This window comes from Microvirga sp. 3-52 (genome assembly GCF_018383585.1).
In the GTDB taxonomy this organism is placed as follows: Bacteria; Pseudomonadota; Alphaproteobacteria; order Rhizobiales; family Beijerinckiaceae; genus Microvirga.
In genome coordinates this window covers 1-15621 of record NZ_JAHAMK010000057.1, presented here as the reverse complement: position 1 = coordinate 15621, position 15621 = coordinate 1, and the positions used below count along the sequence as shown (strand labels likewise).

Here is a 15621-nt window from a genome sequence, read left to right as displayed (position 1 = left end):
CGGGCGGGCAGGTGTGGCATGGCGGTGTCTCTTGGCGGGGACACGCCAGCCTACCGCATCGTTCGCTTCGCCGCCTCCAATGCGCTCAGTATGCAGCCCGTCAAATGGCCAAAGTCGAGCTCAGAATCCAACAGGAAACCCACTCTCCGACGTCATCACCGGCCTTGCGCCGGTGATCCCGATGTGAAGAGCGCCGCGCATCAACTAATCGGGATGGCCGGGACAGGCCCGGCCATGACGGCAGAGGCTCGTTCGTCGAAGGCTGAGGCCCCCGCCGGCCTTACCGTGTCAGGCTGAGCGGCGCGCCGGATTTGGCGAGTACGCCGCTGAGCGACGACGACGATCCGCGCAGGCGCGCCGTCACGGCGCCGCCCGTCTGATAGAGATAGACCTCGCCGTCGCGGTAGTCCCAGGCATTGACCTTGGACAGGTCCTGGTTCGAGCAGCCGGACGCCGAGGCCCGGTAGAGATCGAGGGCTGGCGAGCTCGAAAGCTGGAGGCGGCAATTGCCGCCGGACGTGTGGACGCTCCAGTTGCCGACCATGGCGGTGCGGCTGGACGGAGCCGGCGCCGCGACGGTCGGCGGCGGGGGCGCAGGCGGCAGTCCGGCGATATCGGTCCCGCCGGCCGGGGGAGCCGCCATATCGGGCGCAACAGGCGCGCCGGCGAGCGGCGGCAGTGGAGCCGCCTCGATCGGCCCCGACGGCACGGCCTCGACCGGCGGAACCTCGGTGATCGGCGCCATCCCGGCCCCGCGGGACGGCGGGCCACCAAGGCGGGTCGAGGAGCACGCGCCGAGCGCCAGGGCGGAGCAGATTACAGCAGTCGTCAGCCACAGCGGCTTCGTCATCTTGGTCCTCGTATGCCTATCCGTCCATTCGGACGGGTGATTGCCTAGAGCATCGGACCCGTAAGTGCACTCCACTTACGGGTCCGATGCTCAATCCCTTGAACGGCGCATCGTTCTTTGCGGAAAACCGGGTCCACTTTTCGCCGACGCGGACCTCCGGTTCCGCACGACGCGCCAGCCTAAGCTACAAAGAGGAATATGAACCCAGGCCAACATGGGTCCGGCCTCGACATATGGGATAGCAAACCACAAAAAAAGGCGCCTGAGGCGCCTTTTCGTGAAGTTGTTGCAAGGAAGCGTCACCGACGCAGCATCACACCACCCGGGCGATCATCATCTTCTTGACCTCGGCGATAGCCTTGGCGGGGTTCAGGCCCTTGGGGCAGGTGTTGGCGCAGTTCATGATCGTGTGGCAGCGGTAGAGCCGGAACGGATCGTGCAGGTTGTTCAGGCGCTCGCCGGTGTTCTCGTCGCGGCTGTCGATGAGCCAGCGATAGGCCTGGAGCAGGGCCGCGGGGCCCAGGAACCGGTCGCCGTTCCACCAGTAGCTCGGGCAGGAGGTGGTGCAGCAGGCGCAGAGAATGCACTCGTAGAGGCCGTCGAGCTTGGAGCGCTCTTCCGGGGTCTGGCGCCATTCGGTCTCGGGCTCCGCCGTCTCTGTCTGCAGCCAAGGCTCGATGGAAGCGTGCTGGGCGAAGAAGCTCGTCAGGTCCGGCACCAGATCCTTCAGCACCGGCATGTGCGGCAACGGATAGATCTTGATGGAACCCGCCGCGCAATCGTCGATGCCGAGGGTGCAGGCGAGCGTGTTGCCGCCCATGATGTTCATGGCGCAGGAGCCGCAGATGCCCTCGCGGCAGGAGCGGCGGAAGACCAGCGTCGAATCGACGTTGTTCTTGATCCACAAAAGCGCGTCGAGGACCATCGGGCCGCAATCGTCGCGGTCGACATAATAGGTGTCGATGCGCGGATTGGCACCGTCGTCCGGGTTCCAGCGGTAGATGCGGAATTCCTGAAGGTTCGCGGCCCCGGCCGGCTTCGGCCAGGTCTTGCCTTCGGTGTACTTGGAGTTCTTGGGAAGCGTGAACTGAGCCATCGTTTTTCGTCTTCCTTAGTACACGCGAGCCTTGGGCTCGATGTACTGGATGTCGTTCGACATGGTGTAGGTGTGCACCGGCCGGTAATCGAGGGTCACCTTGTGGGAGGTGTCGTCGAGCCAGGCGAGCGTATGCTTCATCCAGTTCTTGTCGTCGCGCTCGGAGAAGTCCTCGCGGGCATGCGCGCCGCGGGATTCCTGACGGTTCGCGGCACCCTCCATGGTGACCACGGCCTGTCCGATCAGGTTGTCGAACTCGAGCGTCTCGAGAAGATCGGTGTTCCAGATCAGCGAGCGGTCCGTGACCTTGATGTCGGCGGCCGCATTCCAGACGTCATGGATGAGCTTCCGGCCCTCTTCCAGAACCTCACCGGTGCGGAACACCGCGCAGTTGTTCTGCATGGTCTTCTGCATCTGGAGGCGCAGGTCCGCGGTCGAGGTCGAGCCGTTGGCATAACGGAACCTGTCGAGGCGCGAGAGCGAGAGCTCGTCGGCGTTCTTGGGCAGATCCGCGTGACGGGCGTTCGGCTCCAGGATCTCGGCGCAGCGCAGGCCCGCCGCGCGGCCGAACACCACGAGATCGATGAGCGAATTCGAGCCGAGGCGGTTGGCGCCGTGCACGGACACGCAGGCCGCCTCGCCCAGCGCCATCAGACCCGGCACCACCGTGTCAGGGTTGCCGTTCTTCAGCGTCAGCACTTCGCCGTGATAGTTCGTCGGGATGCCGCCCATGTTGTAGTGGACGGTCGGCAGGACCGGGATCGGCTCCTTCGTCACGTCGACGCCCGCGAAGATCTTGGCGCTTTCCGAGATGCCCGGCAGGCGCTCGTGCAGGATCTTCGGGTCGAGGTGGTCGAGGTGGAGATAGATGTGGTCCTTGTTCTTGCCGACCCCGCGGCCGGCGCGGATCTCCATGGTCATCGCGCGCGAGACCACGTCGCGGGAGGCGAGGTCCTTGGCGGACGGCGCATAGCGCTCCATGAAGCGCTCGCCTTCCGAGTTGGTGAGGTACCCGCCCTCGCCGCGCGCGCCCTCGGTGATGAGGCAGCCCGAGCCGTAGATGCCGGTCGGGTGGAACTGCACGAACTCCATGTCCTGCAGCGGCAGGCCGGCGCGCAGCACCATGGCGTTGCCGTCGCCGGTGCAGGTATGGGCCGAGGTCGCGGAGAAATAGGCGCGTCCGTAGCCGCCCGTGGCGAGGATCGTCATGTGGGCGCGGAAGCGGTGGATCTCGCCGGTCGACTGGTTGAGGGCCACGACACCGACGCAGCGGCCGTCGGAATCCATCATCAGGTCGAGGGCGAAATACTCGATGAAGAAGTTGGTCTGGTTGCGCACCGCCTGACCATAGAGCGTGTGCAGGATCGCGTGGCCCGTGCGGTCGGCGGCCGCGCAGGTGCGCTGGGCCGTGCCCTTGCCGAAATCGGTCGTCATCCCGCCGAAGGGACGCTGGTAGATCTTGCCCTCGGCCGTGCGGGAGAAGGGCACGCCCCAGTGCTCCAGCTCATAGACGGCCGCGGGGGCATTGCGGACGAGGTACTCGATGGCGTCCTGGTCGCCGAGCCAGTCCGAGCCCTTCACGGTGTCGTACATGTGCCAGCGCCAGTCGTCCGGCCCCATGTTGCCGAGCGAAGCGGAGATGCCGCCCTGAGCCGCCACCGTGTGCGAGCGGGTCGGGAACACCTTGGTGATGCAGGCGGTGCGAAGGCCGGCCTGCGAACAGCCGACGGTGGCACGAAGACCCGCGCCGCCGGCGCCCACGATCACCACGTCGAAGGTATGGTCGACGATCGTATAGGCCTTGCCGTTGGTTGCTTGAGCCATGAGAGAATTCCTTAAGCGAGGATGCGGCCGAGGCTGACCTTGAGGATGGCATAGAGGCAGGCCACCCCGACGATCACGGCGTAGAAGTTGTTCGCGATGACGGCGGCGATCTTCGGGCCCTTGTCATGGACGTAGTCCTCGATGACGATCTGCATGCCCAGACGCATGTGGTTGGTGACCGAGATCACCGCCAGGATGAGGATGATCGCCACCAGCGGATGCGAGATGATGGCGATCGCCTCCTGGTAGGACGGGGAGGCTGCAAGCGCCGCGATGATGATCACGAAGGAAATGATGAGCGGGATGTTCGACACCGCCGTCATGCGGTGAACCCACCAATGCTCGACGCCGTGCCCGGAAGCGCCGAGCCCCTTCACGCGGGCGAGCGGGGTGCGCATGGAAACGCGGGTGTCAGCCCTGTTGTCGGCCATGGTCCGGTCTCCTCAGAAAGCGATGAAGGCGACGACCCAGATCGCCAGCGTGAGCGCGATCGAGCCGACGAGGGTGAAGCGGGCCATGTTGATGCGCTGCGCCGGCTCCATGCCATGGCCGAAATCCCACACCAGGTGGCGCACGCCGCCGAGCATGTGGTGCATCAGGATCCAGGTATAGCCGAACAGGATCAGGTAGCCGATGGGCGAGCCGAAGAACCACTGCATGGCATCGAAAGCCGAAGGCCCGGAGGCCAGGGCCACGAGCCAGATCGCGAAAAGCGCGATGCCGCCATAGAGCGCGATGCCCGTGATGCGGTGGGCGACGGACATCGCCATCGTCCAGCTCCACTTGTAAACCTGAAGATGCGGGGACAAGGGCCGCGGGGCCATTTTCGCCTCAGCCATGGTGTTCACTCCTGATCGGCGACGTCGGCCGCCCGTAGTTTGGAATGGTTCGTAACGGAAGCGCGGCAACACCGCAATGCGCCTTCTGCCCAACCCGGCGACAGGAGGCACACTTCGTCAGCCGCGAAGTTTGCTACAGGCTCGCTTATCGCACAATTTTTAATTATTCTTATCTCCCTTCGCGAATGACGAAGGATCCCTATGCAATTCGATCTCACCGATCTGAGCCTCTTCCGGCACGTGGTCGAGGCCGGCAGCATCACCCACGGGGCCGAACGGGCTCATCTGGCGCTGGCGGCTGCGAGCACCCGCATCCGCAACATGGAAAAGTCCCTCGGCGCCCCCCTCCTCCTGCGAACCCGGGCGGGGGTGACCCCGACGCCGGCCGGCCGGACCCTGCTCCAGCATGCCCGTACCCTCCTCGCCCAGGCCGAGCGCCTGCGGGAGGATCTGGGCTCGTACACGGGCGGGCTGACCGGCCAGATCCGGATCCTCTCCAACACCAACGCCCTGACAGAGTTCCTCCCCGAGGCGCTCGGCGCCTTTCTGGCCGAGCACCCGCAGGTCTCCATCGACCTGGAGGAGCGCCTGAGCGACGAGATCGTCGGCCTGATCGCCGAAGGTGTCGGCGACCTCGGCATCGTGGCCGGCACCGTCGATACGGGGCGGCTCGAAACCTATCCGTTCCGCAGCGACCGCTTCGTGCTCGTGGTGCCGGAAGGCCACCCCCTCGCCGCCCGCACCAGCGTCCCCTTCGCCGAAGTGCTGGAGCATGATTTCGTGGGCCTCGACCGGGCGAGCGCCCTTCAGCGCTTCCTCGCCGGCAAGGCGACGCGCATCGGCAGACCCATCCGCCTGCGGGTGCAGTTGCGCAGCTTCGATGCCGTCTGCCGCATGGTGGAGGCCGGCGTAGGCCTCGGCATCGTACCCGAAACCACCGCCCGCCGCGCCGCCCGCACCATGACGATGAGTCCGGTAGAGCTGGAGGATGCCTGGGCCGCGCGCGACCTCACATTATGCATCCGCTCCCTCAAGGACCTGCCACCGTCGGCGCGGCAACTGGTCGAGCATTTGCGCAAGGAGGCGTGACCGATCAGGCCATTGGGAACTCGCTCCCCTCCTTCCCGCCCTCAAATCGCCGTGAGGAGGGAATGATTCTCCTGCCAGGATTGTCTGTAGAAAAGTCCGTCTCGAACAAGGACGGTCGCAATCCATCCACGGAGGAAACAATGCGCGAAACGAATGGCGGTCGGCTCATCGCCTCGATCGGGTTCCTTGCCCTCGCTCCCATGGGAGCCGCTCAGGCGCAGAGCGCCCAGGACACCACGTTCTTCGTCACCAGCGTCGGCTCCGGCAAGGGCGCGGATCTCGGCGGTCTCGAAGGTGCTGACCGGCATTGCCAGACCCTGGCCGAAGCCGCGGGCATTCGCGGGAAGATGTGGCGGGCCTATCTCTCGACACAAGCCGCGGGAGGCGGCACGGTCGCCAATGCGAAAGACCGCATCGGGCGCGGTCCGTGGCAGAACGCCAAGGGCACGGTCATCGCCAAGGACGTGGCGGACCTGCACGGGCCTAACAACAATCTCACCAAGCAGACGGCCCTGACCGAGAAGGGCGAGATGGTGAAGGGCCGCGGCGACCAGCCGAACCAGCACGACATCCTCACCGGCTCTCAAGCAGACGGCACCGCCTTCACCGGCAATCAGGACATGACCTGCGGCAACTGGACGAAGAGCGGCACCGAGGGGGCGGCCATGACGGGCCACCACGACCGCATGGGCCTGGACGAGTCGCCACCGGCCAAGTCCTGGAACTCGTCCCATGCGTCCCGCGGTGGATGCAGCCAGGATGCCCTGCGGGGCACGGGCGGCGCGGGGCTGTTCTACTGCTTCGCGGCGAACTGATCTGCGCATCTTGCGGACCCAGCGGGCCGCTCCGAACGATGCGCTTCATGAAAAAGTGAACATCGATCTCAAAAGCGGACATCACTTTTGGGATCGATGTTCAGGCGGCGAAATCCACCGCCGGCATCGTGAGCCCGCGCCGAAGGCAGGCGGCCTCAAGGGTATTGCGCAGCAGGCACGCGATGGTCATCGGGCCGACACCGCCCGGCACCGGCGTGAGGGCGGAAGCGACCTCAGCCGCCTCCGCGTAAGCCACGTCGCCGACCACCTTGGTCTTGCCCTCGCCGGCGGCCGGGTTCGGCACCCGGTTGATGCCCACGTCGATCACGATGGCGCCGGGCTTGACCCAGTCGCCGCGCACCATCTCGGGCCGCCCGACGGCGGCGACGAGGATGTCCGCGCTGCGGCAGACATCGGCAAGATCGCGGGTCCGGGAATGGGCCACCGTCACCGTGCAACTCTGGGCGATGAGCAATTGCGCCATGGGCTTGCCGACGATGTTGGACCGCCCGACCACGACGGCATTGAGCCCGGCGAGATCACGCCGCACCGACTGTATGAGCAGCAGGCAGCCTAGAGGCGTGCAGGAGACGAGGCCGGGCACGCCGGTCATGAGCCGCCCGGCATTGATGGGATGGAAGCCGTCCACGTCCTTTGCCGGATCGATGGCCTCGATCACCTTCTGCGCATCGATCTGCTTCGGCAGCGGCAATTGCACGAGGATGCCGTCTACCGCCGGATCGGCATTGAGCCGGGCAACGAGATCCAAGAGTTCGGCCTCGCCCGTGGAGGCCGGCAGCACATGCTCGAAGGAGTGCATGCCGACCTCGACGGTCTGGCGCGCCTTGTTCTTCACATAGAGCTGGCTGGCTGGATCCTCGCCGACGATGACCACGGCGAGGCCGGGCGTCACGCCCTGCCCCGACAGGCCGGAAACGGCGTCGGCGATGCGGGCGCGCAGGCCCTGGGCATAAGCTTTTCCATCAATGATCGTGGCGCTCATGGATCTGTCCGTCCTGTCAAAGCGGCGAGAGCGGCGGAAAGTTTTTCTCCCTCGCCGGAAATCACGAATGTTTTCAGCCGGGCGGTGGCGCCCGTCTCCAAGCGGACCGCCGAGGCCGGACGCTTCAAGGCCTTGGCGAGCAGGCGCCGGACGCCCTCGTTGGCCGCCCCGTCCTCCAGCACCGCCCTGACCCGGACTTTCAGCACCGGCCTGCCGTCCGAGAGGGTCTCGACCCCGTCGATGGCATCGCGCCCGCCCCGGGGCGTCACCCGGACCCGGACTTCGAGACCACCGGGGCAGATGCTCCAGGCCACGCGGCGCGCCCTTTTAGAAGGCGATCGGCATCAGGTAGTCGACGATCAGGTTCTGAATGAAAATGATCAGCAGAATCAGGATGATGGGCGAAATATCGACCCCGCCGAGATTGGGCAGGATGCTCCGGATGGGCCGCAGGACCGGCTCGGTCACCGCATCCAGGAAGTTCCAGACCGAGCGGACGAAATTGTTACGGGTGTTGACCACGTTGAAGGCCACCAGCCAGCTCAGGATCGCCGAGGCGACGATGAGATAGGTATAGAGCTGCAGAGCCAGCAGAATGACGTTGAGGAGCGCGCGCATGGAAAACCTGTCAGGGATCGGCGTTGCTCATGTAGCGTTTGAAGCGGAGCTGAACAACCCATAACCGCCTCGCCAGGCTGTCAGGTCCCGCCCCGATGCCGTCTCCAACCCCTCGCCGACCGATTGACAGACTGAAGCCGGGAGGCCTAAAACTTGCGCCACTTGGCTCGATGGAATCGACCGGGGCTGTAGCTCAGATGGGAGAGCGCTGCAATCGCACTGCAGAGGTCAGGGGTTCGATTCCCCTCAGCTCCACCAAGTCCTAAGGTACTGAATAGCTTTAGCTTTCAGCCCTGACGCCAAAGTGCTCCCAACAGCCAGACAAGCCAATCCGCCAGAGCGTAGTCACAGTTCGACTGAAAACGATAATGGCGACGATCCGCAAGCGCGGCTCCTCCTGGAAAGCTCAGGTCCGGCGAGAAGGTATTCTTCCCTTTCAAAGACATTTGCCTCCAGGGCCGATGCTGCAGCATGAGCGGGGGCTCAGGAACAGGCTACATAAGCGGTCGTATCGGAACAGCGCAGGCGATCGTCTTACCCGTCCGAGGAGGCAGCCTCACCCACTAAGATGTGTTACCGTTCCGCTTCTCTTTTAAAGGAGTGCGGCATGAGAAGCCTCGTTCTCGTATTCGCCTGCATCTGTTTGGCGCTACCTGCCCAGGCCCAGCAGCAAGGTGAGCCGGTCCGGCTCAAGGAGATCCCGAATCCCACCCTCCTCAAGGGAGTTATGCCCGATTTGCCGAAGGGGGCTCTGCTAGAGGCGCGGGTGCGCCCCTTCACCATTCGATCAGGCATGATAGACGCCGCGTGGCACAGCCATCCAACACCGATTGTTGGCTACGTCATCGAAGGAGTCGTCGAGATCGAGATCAAGGACCTAGGGGTGTATCAGTTCAAAGCGGGGGAGGCATTTCTGGAACCCGCCAACACGATGATGCGAGCCAGCAACCCCGGGCAAGACCCGGCACGGGTCGTGGCGTTTCAGGTATCTCCGCCAGAGGCTCCTTACTCCGAGATGGGAGCACCGCATTAGTTCAAGATTCCAGTGCCATAACCGTTTATCGGAAATCCGCAGCCCGAAAAAGCGAAGGCCCTGCATCTCTGCAAGGCCTCGCCTGTGAGGGATCCACTGCACCGAGGCGCCGGCCCTTCCCACAGGTCTAGGTCACCGACTCATAAAGCGCATCCAGATTTTGGCTGCTGCGCGTTTGACGAGAGCAAAGTAGTTTTCGCTTCAACGGCAACCACATGTTCCCGATCGTCGACCGGTTCGGCACCGGCTCCGTCACCATGGATCAGGTGCGCCAGCACTACGCCGATGCCGGAAAGTTCACCGGCTATGCCTGACGCGCCGAAGCCCCCTACCCTTCAACGATTTCGCTGATCTGCACGATGGGCACGATGTCCGTATAGTTGGCGACGTCCGCGCGGATCTCCGGGGAGTGGGGAAAGAACGCCTCCTGGAATGTCTCCAGGGTCGGCGAGTAGATGTGGCACGCCGCGACGAACGCTGGCGCGCTTCCAGGTTCGCGACCCAAAAGGCCCTTATCGATTTCGTAGCGCAGGCAGGCATCGCCGAGCCGTTCCTGAATCAGTGGCATGTGGCGGGTGCGGTAGTAGTCGTGATCGAACTTCGAGCCGCCATCGGCCGGATAGTAGACGCTCATCTTGATCATGGTCGCGCTCCTGCCTGAACGCCTCTCCGAGCGTCCGAGGGGCTTTTCTAGCTCACCGACTCGTAAAGCGCATCCAGATTTTGGCCAAGGGAGTTTGACGAGAGCAAGGTTGTTTTCGCTGTGCTTTTCGAAGCGGGTGGCGACGGCACGGAAGTGCTTGAGTCTGCTGAAGAAGCGTTCGACGAGGTTGCGGTAGCGATAGAGGACGGCGCTGAACGGCGGGCGGCGTTTGGCTGGCTGTTACTTGCTCTTCTAATCCTGCGTCAGTGTTGAATCTGAATGAGCAGGTCGACTGTCTGCCGCCCTTCGAGGTTTGCGATCCCCCCTGCGCGCGAACTTGCGACGAGCCTCCTTCACGAAGGCAGGAATGCGTGGACGCACAATGTTGTGGTACGCGGACCGGATTGCCACCCGCGGAAGCTGGAACAGCAACGAGGCGATAGAGCGGCGTATGAGATAGACATCAACGTACTTGTCCTGAGACATCCGCCACAAGCCATGCCAATCCGAGTTACTGAGGTGGTTGATCTCATCAAGTTCTGGCCTGGAGAACCCGGACTTGATTACCTCCGCCGTCAGAAGGCTGCCGGGCATGCAATCCGCGAACTCCTCATCGAACGCAATTTTTGGCAACATCAACGCCGCGCCGCACACAACTCCCATTCCCAGAGCGATAATACGTTCCCCGACCCTGATGATGTGCCATTCCCACCTGCCCCGTGCAGCAAAGTTCCGGATTAAGGTCGCGTAGAAGGGACTGGTAGTCATGGCAGTACCAGTGCGACCCTTCCAGCCGGAAGCCTCAAGAGCCATATACTTGGCGAGGAGGCCTTCAGTAGCAGTTGATCCTTTCCTTATCTCGACCGTAACCTGTCCACGGCTTTCAAGCTTCTTCCTGTATCGCCTGACATTCCGGCGCATATTGCCTAAGCTGGACCAATAGCTGTCAGCGTCCCCATTCACGTTGAGGAGCGAATACTGGGAGTGCAATCCGAAGCGGATGGCATAGCCATGGATCCCACCCTTGACGGCCTCCCAAACAGGGGAGTTCTGCCTCACCGCTTTCAACTCAAGACTTAGATGATGCGGCACCTGGTGACGCAACTCCACCAGCAGAGCCTCGAAAGCGGGTTTTGCCTGATCACATGCGAGCAGCACATCCCCGGAGAGAGTCAGTACATCGGACGGTGTGCGCAGGGTAGGCCAAGATGAGCCAAGGATCCGGTGCGGTGTGATGATTACAGGGAGCGCGCCCACGAGCCTGTCCCCGATATAGGCGAAGCAACATAGCCAATGCTCGCTGGGACTCAGTTTGTGCTGCAGGAAGGCATCGACCCAATCCGGAAGCAAGGGCGGGAGCCTTTGGGGCGCCTCCCAGGCAAGATGATCCCAAGCATCGAAATGCGTGGCTATTTCTTCAATATTACGAACGGAAACCGTGCGTATTTCAGGCTGCAAATCGGGCATAGCAGTCTCTATGATCGCCCAAAGGAGAAAGAATACCTAAAATATACGCATAAATAAAACAGACATAGGGATTATACGTTCTCCCATGAAGGGTAGTCCGTATTAACTGAAAGGTGAATTCGGCTTTTGCTAGGATCTGCTCCAGTACAACTTTCATCTGCGTAGCCATTAGGGTTTTCCTAAGCCCCAACCATTTTAGCAATCGCGACCTCTCGCATGGGGCTGCATCGCGCATATCGAACCCCGCCTTTGCCAGTGCGCCCGAAATCCCGCGTAAAGTCCGCTGCCGGCCTTTGACCCTGGACAGGCGCAACCTCTTGGCCAAGGCGACCATCTCCGGCTTGATCATGACGTAGTTCTTCCGCTCCTCAACCTTCACGCCGTCGCCCGCTTGCGCTCCCGAGCCCCTTCAGTTTTGAGATCACCATAGCCCTCTCGAACTCACGGTCCTGAGCACCTGCCGGATGAGTTTGGCCGGTCCCCTGCACGATCAGGTCACAGGCGAGACAGTTCGCCGTCTCGACGTTGGCGCCCCTGACGCCTTTAGCAGCAATACGTCCCATCATGGCTGCAAAGTTGGACACGCTGTGTTGTGATCGGCTCCGCTCACGACTTCGTCGTAACAGTTGTCCACGATCTCGAAGTGGGTTCGCTTGGCGGACGCCTAAACGGCAGCCTGCTGGTGCTTCTCACTGTCCTTGTCGGCTCTCATGTTCGCTGCAGATGAGGCCCGGAGATTGGCACTGCCTTGATCAACTCCTTACGTCGCATGGCTCGCCGCCCTGTTCCTGTTGCAGTTTCCCAAAGCGTCATGGTGAGCATGGCGCAGGCTTCATCCATGTTCACCACGCCAAGAGGCTCTCGAGTGTCAGTGTGGATCACGGATGCCGCTTGGCAATGTGGAGCGGGTGGGACGGTGCTGCCCCGCCGCCGTTCGAGGGGGTCCCTCGACGTCGCCTGCTTCACCCGCGTTAGATGCAGTTTAATCGCAAGCCTTCGCATGGCTAGACTGCTTTTGGAGGTAGCTCAAGCGGAAGAGACGCACTCCTCATCTGGTTTCCGTCCTGGACGCTGCGCGAAATTCGGACTGGCGGCTTGACCGAAAGTCACCGTGGCACCTCAGCATTCCCGAGATGAACTTAGGGGGTATGCCCTGCCTTAGGTCGATCCGATGCAGGACCAGATGGCGCTGGATAGGAGAACACGCTTCTCCCTTCACGATTTTAGCGCTGCCCTTCCCTCTGCTTGCTGCGGAACTACTCCAGTCGTTGTCGGACTTTCAGCAGCATAAGGTGCCAATGGAGATCCATGTCCTGCTCAATGCGGCGCTGACAAGCCGCACCGAGCCATTCACTCGATCGTATAGGCCACTTTCAGGCTCCAACGATGATGAAAGATCCTGTTCCCGCTTAAGGAGCAAAAGTTTCGCAGCCCTCAATGCTGGCCCGCGGAAGGCTCGCTCCAATGAAGGAGCTGGCAAATGCAGCAGAGGGAATTGACTCACGCGGAAGGGAAGAACCTTCCGCTCCACGACGGAGTTAGAACGACTGACTTTCCTGTTTTTGGCTGGAGCCGGAATGGCACAGGAGCTGTCAACTCCTATGAGATCGCAGCAGGTATTAGTTGGTTTCACTGTGAATCGCCAGCATGAACATAGGAATGAAGCAGGAGCCTATGCCCCTCCGGATGCTGAGATTCTGTGGCGTAAGACAGATGTGCGTTACAGCGAGGAACGGATCGGTCTGTCTTTGGCGCAGCTTCAAGGCAAGCACATCTTGTCACAGATCCCTGCCGAATCCCAAGAACGCGCGACCACAGAATTCGCCGCCAGATCCGGAAGCCCTCCCCTTTGGATTGGCTTGGAACTCTAAGGGATAGTCAGGCTAGCATGCCTAAGCTTAGCCATTATTCTGCTGTAGCGAAGCCAAGATCAGAGCCTGCCATCGTAGACCTCCTTTCGCTTGGGACAGAAGAGATGCCGATGAATGAGCCATTTCCCCTGGACCTGTTTTCGCCACGGGTTCGCACCGTCATCCGGAATGAGTTCAACGGGCGCTGCCCGAGCCAGCAGGAAGTGGCCGAGATACCGGACGCCCGCTGGCTTGCAACCCCCGAGATTGGTCCGGTTCTCCTGAAGAGGATCCGTAACTTGGGTCAGGATCAGCGTCCGCCCGTCGCGCATTTGACGGATGCCGAGCTGTTAACACGTCTTACAGGCCTTCAGCAGGAACTCGAGTTGGTCCAAGCCACCGTCAGAACATGGGTCCGCCGAAGCAGGAAGTCGGGCCCTCCACCCGCGCGCCGATGGCATACGGACAGCCAACGGCTAACAAGCTGATCGTCAGCAGTCGGTTGGCTGCTATCATTCCTGGAGTGCCTTCACCTTTCATTCGCTGTTCAGAGCGCTCTACTCAGATCCCGCAAGCAGCCTTGTCCGGATTTTGAAGTGCGGTTTTCACTCAAAGGCGGAGCGACTTGACTGAGGGGTCTTGACAGACTTCCGGATGAGAGCGCCTGAAATCTGGACCATGGGAGGCGCAGAACCTCGACCAGGACGCTTGCGAGGGTAGAGTCCCCACCTTGATGGGCCTATACGCATGCGCCCGGAACAGTTCCGCGCCGGACGTCATGCAATGTCGCGCGGCCATCTACGCGCGAGCACCGCTATGAGTCAGAACGATGAGCGGCGATCCCCATGCCCGTCGCCTAACTGCCTTCCACGAAACTGGACACGCTGTTCTCGGATGGGCACTCGGCTACAAGGTCGAACGGATGCGGATTACCTCTGATCTCAGCGCCGCGGCCATATGACTTTTCCGGTCCTATTCCGGAACTTGAACAGATCGCATTTTGCACAGCGGGATGGGTCGGAGCCGAGCGAAGCGGGGTCAAGAATATCAATGATGAAGAGACCCTCCGGGAAGAACGGGAGGCCATTGTCATCACCCGTCGCGCCTTTCGCGACGATGAGGAGGCCCAGGAGCGCCTCTATCAGCACGGATGAGAGCGAGCGGACGCCGTTGTCTCCAGGTATGCCGATAAGGTCGCCATCCTGGCGCGGGAGCTTGAGCAACGGGAGGGAATTTCGGCTGATGAAATTCAGCGTCTCTTCGTTAGTGACTCACAAATTTTGATAGCCTTGAGCAGTGCATCGCCCGGAGCGGACCCAGAGGGCCGCGTCAGCGAAAACCGGGTCCACTTTTCCGCACAATGCGCTCGCTGCCGCTTGGTACAGGCGGCGGCCCTGCGCCTTCCGGCTTAGATTTCGTCAGCATGGATCTTGATCATCTCCTGCCCGTTGCTACCGACCTTCCCCTGTTGCGCACAAGGCGCCCGGTCCCGAACAGATCCCGCGGCCATGATTGAAGGTTTGGTCCTACACGGGTGATTGACCCGTAGCATCACTTATCCATACTGGCCATGATGAAGCGCCTCATCGGTTACATCCGCAACGCCCTCACTCAACTCGCGAAACGTCGGCGGGATGACGGCCTCACGGCAGTTGAGTACGAGGCTATATGCCTGATCGCATATGAGGGCAGGGCAGCATATGCCTGTGCCCGGCAGCAGGCGTTTTATTGCCGCGCGCGAGGGAGCGAGCAGGGTTTCCAGTTCTGGTCATCCGTGGCCATTGAAGTCGACCGGCGGGCGGGTGCCAGCGCCAAAGGAGCCGTGAACGGTCAAGGTAAGGCATAGCCGGCGCTACGGGGTTTCAACATGCCCTCTGCTCTCTGACAGGGAGGAGACTAGAATAGATATTGCTCAGGTAGGGCGATCGGCATCGCTGTTCTCGATTCTTGATTTTTCGCTACTATACGGCACCACTCATATAACAGTGGATTGCATCCGGTGCCGAAGTCAAAGCGGCTATGATTCGTAAGCCGGAGCGGTTTTGCTGGCTGCAATCATCATATAGCAGATCGGTCGGCAGGCTCAGTACGCAATTTTGCGGAACAAACACAACGAAGCACAAAAGCTCAAGTTCAATATCTATGAAATTTTCTTGGTTGAGCTCCGCAATTCCTTCAACGTCGATCTAGAGCTCTCATCTCTTCTGCGCCCAATCGAACAGGATTCAGATCCATACAGATGTCGAGATCGGACATGGGCATTTCCCATCAGCTTCGCTGGGTAACAGCCTCAAATGATAAGGAGCCCCGCCCGACCGGGCGGGACGCTTCTCACCAGATCAAATGGGCTCACCTCATACGATGAAGAAGTCCTTGTAGGTCAGCTTGAGGTTTTTGCCGAGCTGGGCGAACTCCACGGCCGCCTTTGCGCCTGAGCCGTCGGCGTCATACGAGAGGATGCCGGTCTTCTTGTTGTAGAGGAGATAATCGTTCC

Annotated in this window: 14 protein-coding genes, 1 tRNA gene and 1 pseudogene; 5 read left to right on the top strand and 11 right to left on the bottom strand. The window is 61.7% G+C overall.

What is annotated here, in order from left to right; genetic code table 11:
• Nucleotides 1-280 precede the first annotated feature (280 nt).
• The 5 genes from KHP60_RS23965 to sdhC form a co-directional block, all read right to left on the bottom strand.
• Entirely contained in the window at nt 281-850 is a 570-nt protein-coding gene (locus tag KHP60_RS23965) for an AprI/Inh family metalloprotease inhibitor (RefSeq protein ID WP_213566793.1), read from the bottom strand.
• A 313-nt stretch (nt 851-1163) separates the two neighbouring features.
• Nucleotides 1164-1946 (bottom strand): succinate dehydrogenase iron-sulfur subunit, encoded by a 783-nt coding sequence (locus KHP60_RS23960; protein WP_213566792.1) that lies wholly within the window; start codon nt 1944-1946, stop codon nt 1164-1166.
• Nucleotides 1947-1961: 15 nt separating this feature from the next.
• Nucleotides 1962-3770, bottom strand: a complete 1809-nt coding sequence (gene sdhA / locus KHP60_RS23955) for a succinate dehydrogenase flavoprotein subunit (RefSeq protein WP_213566791.1) — start codon at nt 3768-3770, stop codon at nt 1962-1964.
• Between the two features lie 11 nt (nt 3771-3781).
• Nucleotides 3782-4201, bottom strand: coding sequence for a succinate dehydrogenase, hydrophobic membrane anchor protein (gene sdhD, locus KHP60_RS23950; protein ID WP_213566790.1), 420 nt, complete (start codon nt 4199-4201; stop codon nt 3782-3784).
• 12 nt (nt 4202-4213) lie between these two features.
• Nucleotides 4214-4609: a succinate dehydrogenase, cytochrome b556 subunit gene (sdhC, locus tag KHP60_RS23945; RefSeq protein ID WP_213566789.1), complete on the bottom strand. Its 396-nt coding sequence runs from the start codon at nt 4607-4609 to the stop codon at nt 4214-4216.
• Nucleotides 4610-4810: 201 nt separating this feature from the next.
• Between sdhC and KHP60_RS23940 the strand changes: the two genes are divergently transcribed.
• Nucleotides 4811-5698, top strand: a complete 888-nt coding sequence (locus KHP60_RS23940) for a LysR family transcriptional regulator (RefSeq protein WP_213566788.1) — start codon at nt 4811-4813, stop codon at nt 5696-5698.
• Nucleotides 5699-5898: 200 nt separating this feature from the next.
• Entirely contained in the window at nt 5899-6513 is a 615-nt protein-coding gene (locus tag KHP60_RS23935) for a hypothetical protein (RefSeq protein ID WP_249689097.1), read from the top strand.
• Between the two features lie 100 nt (nt 6514-6613).
• Here KHP60_RS23935 and folD read toward each other — a convergent pair whose 3' ends face one another.
• The 3 genes from folD to KHP60_RS23920 are packed head-to-tail and all read right to left on the bottom strand — an operon-like array spanning nt 6614 to nt 8134.
• A complete protein-coding gene (gene folD / locus KHP60_RS23930; RefSeq protein ID WP_213566786.1) occupies nt 6614-7516 on the bottom strand; it encodes a bifunctional methylenetetrahydrofolate dehydrogenase/methenyltetrahydrofolate cyclohydrolase FolD in 903 nt (300 codons plus the stop codon).
• Nucleotides 7513-7830 carry a DUF167 family protein gene (locus KHP60_RS23925; RefSeq protein ID WP_213566785.1) on the bottom strand — a complete coding sequence of 106 codons (318 nt, stop codon included), beginning with the start codon at nt 7828-7830 and terminating at the stop codon, nt 7513-7515. The genes folD and KHP60_RS23925 overlap by 4 nt, the downstream gene beginning before the upstream one ends.
• Nucleotides 7831-7843: 13 nt before the next feature.
• The gene (locus KHP60_RS23920) at nt 7844-8134 is read right to left on the bottom strand and encodes a YggT family protein (RefSeq protein WP_213566784.1); all 291 of its coding nucleotides are present in this window, start codon (nt 8132-8134) and stop codon (nt 7844-7846) included.
• Between the two features lie 182 nt (nt 8135-8316).
• Here KHP60_RS23920 and KHP60_RS23915 point away from each other — a divergent pair.
• Both KHP60_RS23915 and KHP60_RS23910 read left to right on the top strand, forming a co-directional pair.
• Nucleotides 8317-8392: transfer RNA gene (locus KHP60_RS23915), tRNA-Ala, on the top strand.
• Between the two features lie 349 nt (nt 8393-8741).
• Entirely contained in the window at nt 8742-9167 is a 426-nt protein-coding gene (locus KHP60_RS23910; protein ID WP_213566783.1) for a cupin domain-containing protein, read from the top strand.
• A 328-nt stretch (nt 9168-9495) separates the two neighbouring features.
• On the opposite strand, the gene KHP60_RS23905 is transcribed toward KHP60_RS23910, so the two are convergent.
• From KHP60_RS23905 to KHP60_RS23895, 3 genes and pseudogenes are all read right to left on the bottom strand, one after another.
• Nucleotides 9496-9810 (bottom strand): EthD family reductase, encoded by a 315-nt coding sequence (locus KHP60_RS23905; protein ID WP_213566782.1) that lies wholly within the window; start codon nt 9808-9810, stop codon nt 9496-9498.
• Nucleotides 9811-9900: 90 nt separating this feature from the next.
• Nucleotides 9901-10029, bottom strand: a pseudogene (locus KHP60_RS25950) (IS5/IS1182 family transposase); the annotation flags it as partial.
• 33 nt (nt 10030-10062) lie between these two features.
• Nucleotides 10063-11277, bottom strand: a complete 1215-nt coding sequence (locus KHP60_RS23895; RefSeq protein ID WP_213566781.1) for a GNAT family N-acetyltransferase — start codon at nt 11275-11277, stop codon at nt 10063-10065.
• Between the two features lie 2679 nt (nt 11278-13956).
• Here KHP60_RS23895 and KHP60_RS25945 point away from each other — a divergent pair.
• Complete coding sequence (locus KHP60_RS25945; RefSeq protein ID WP_213566780.1) at nt 13957-14088, top strand: M50 family metallopeptidase; 132 nt, start codon at nt 13957-13959, stop codon at nt 14086-14088.
• Nucleotides 14089-15621 lie beyond the last annotated feature (1533 nt).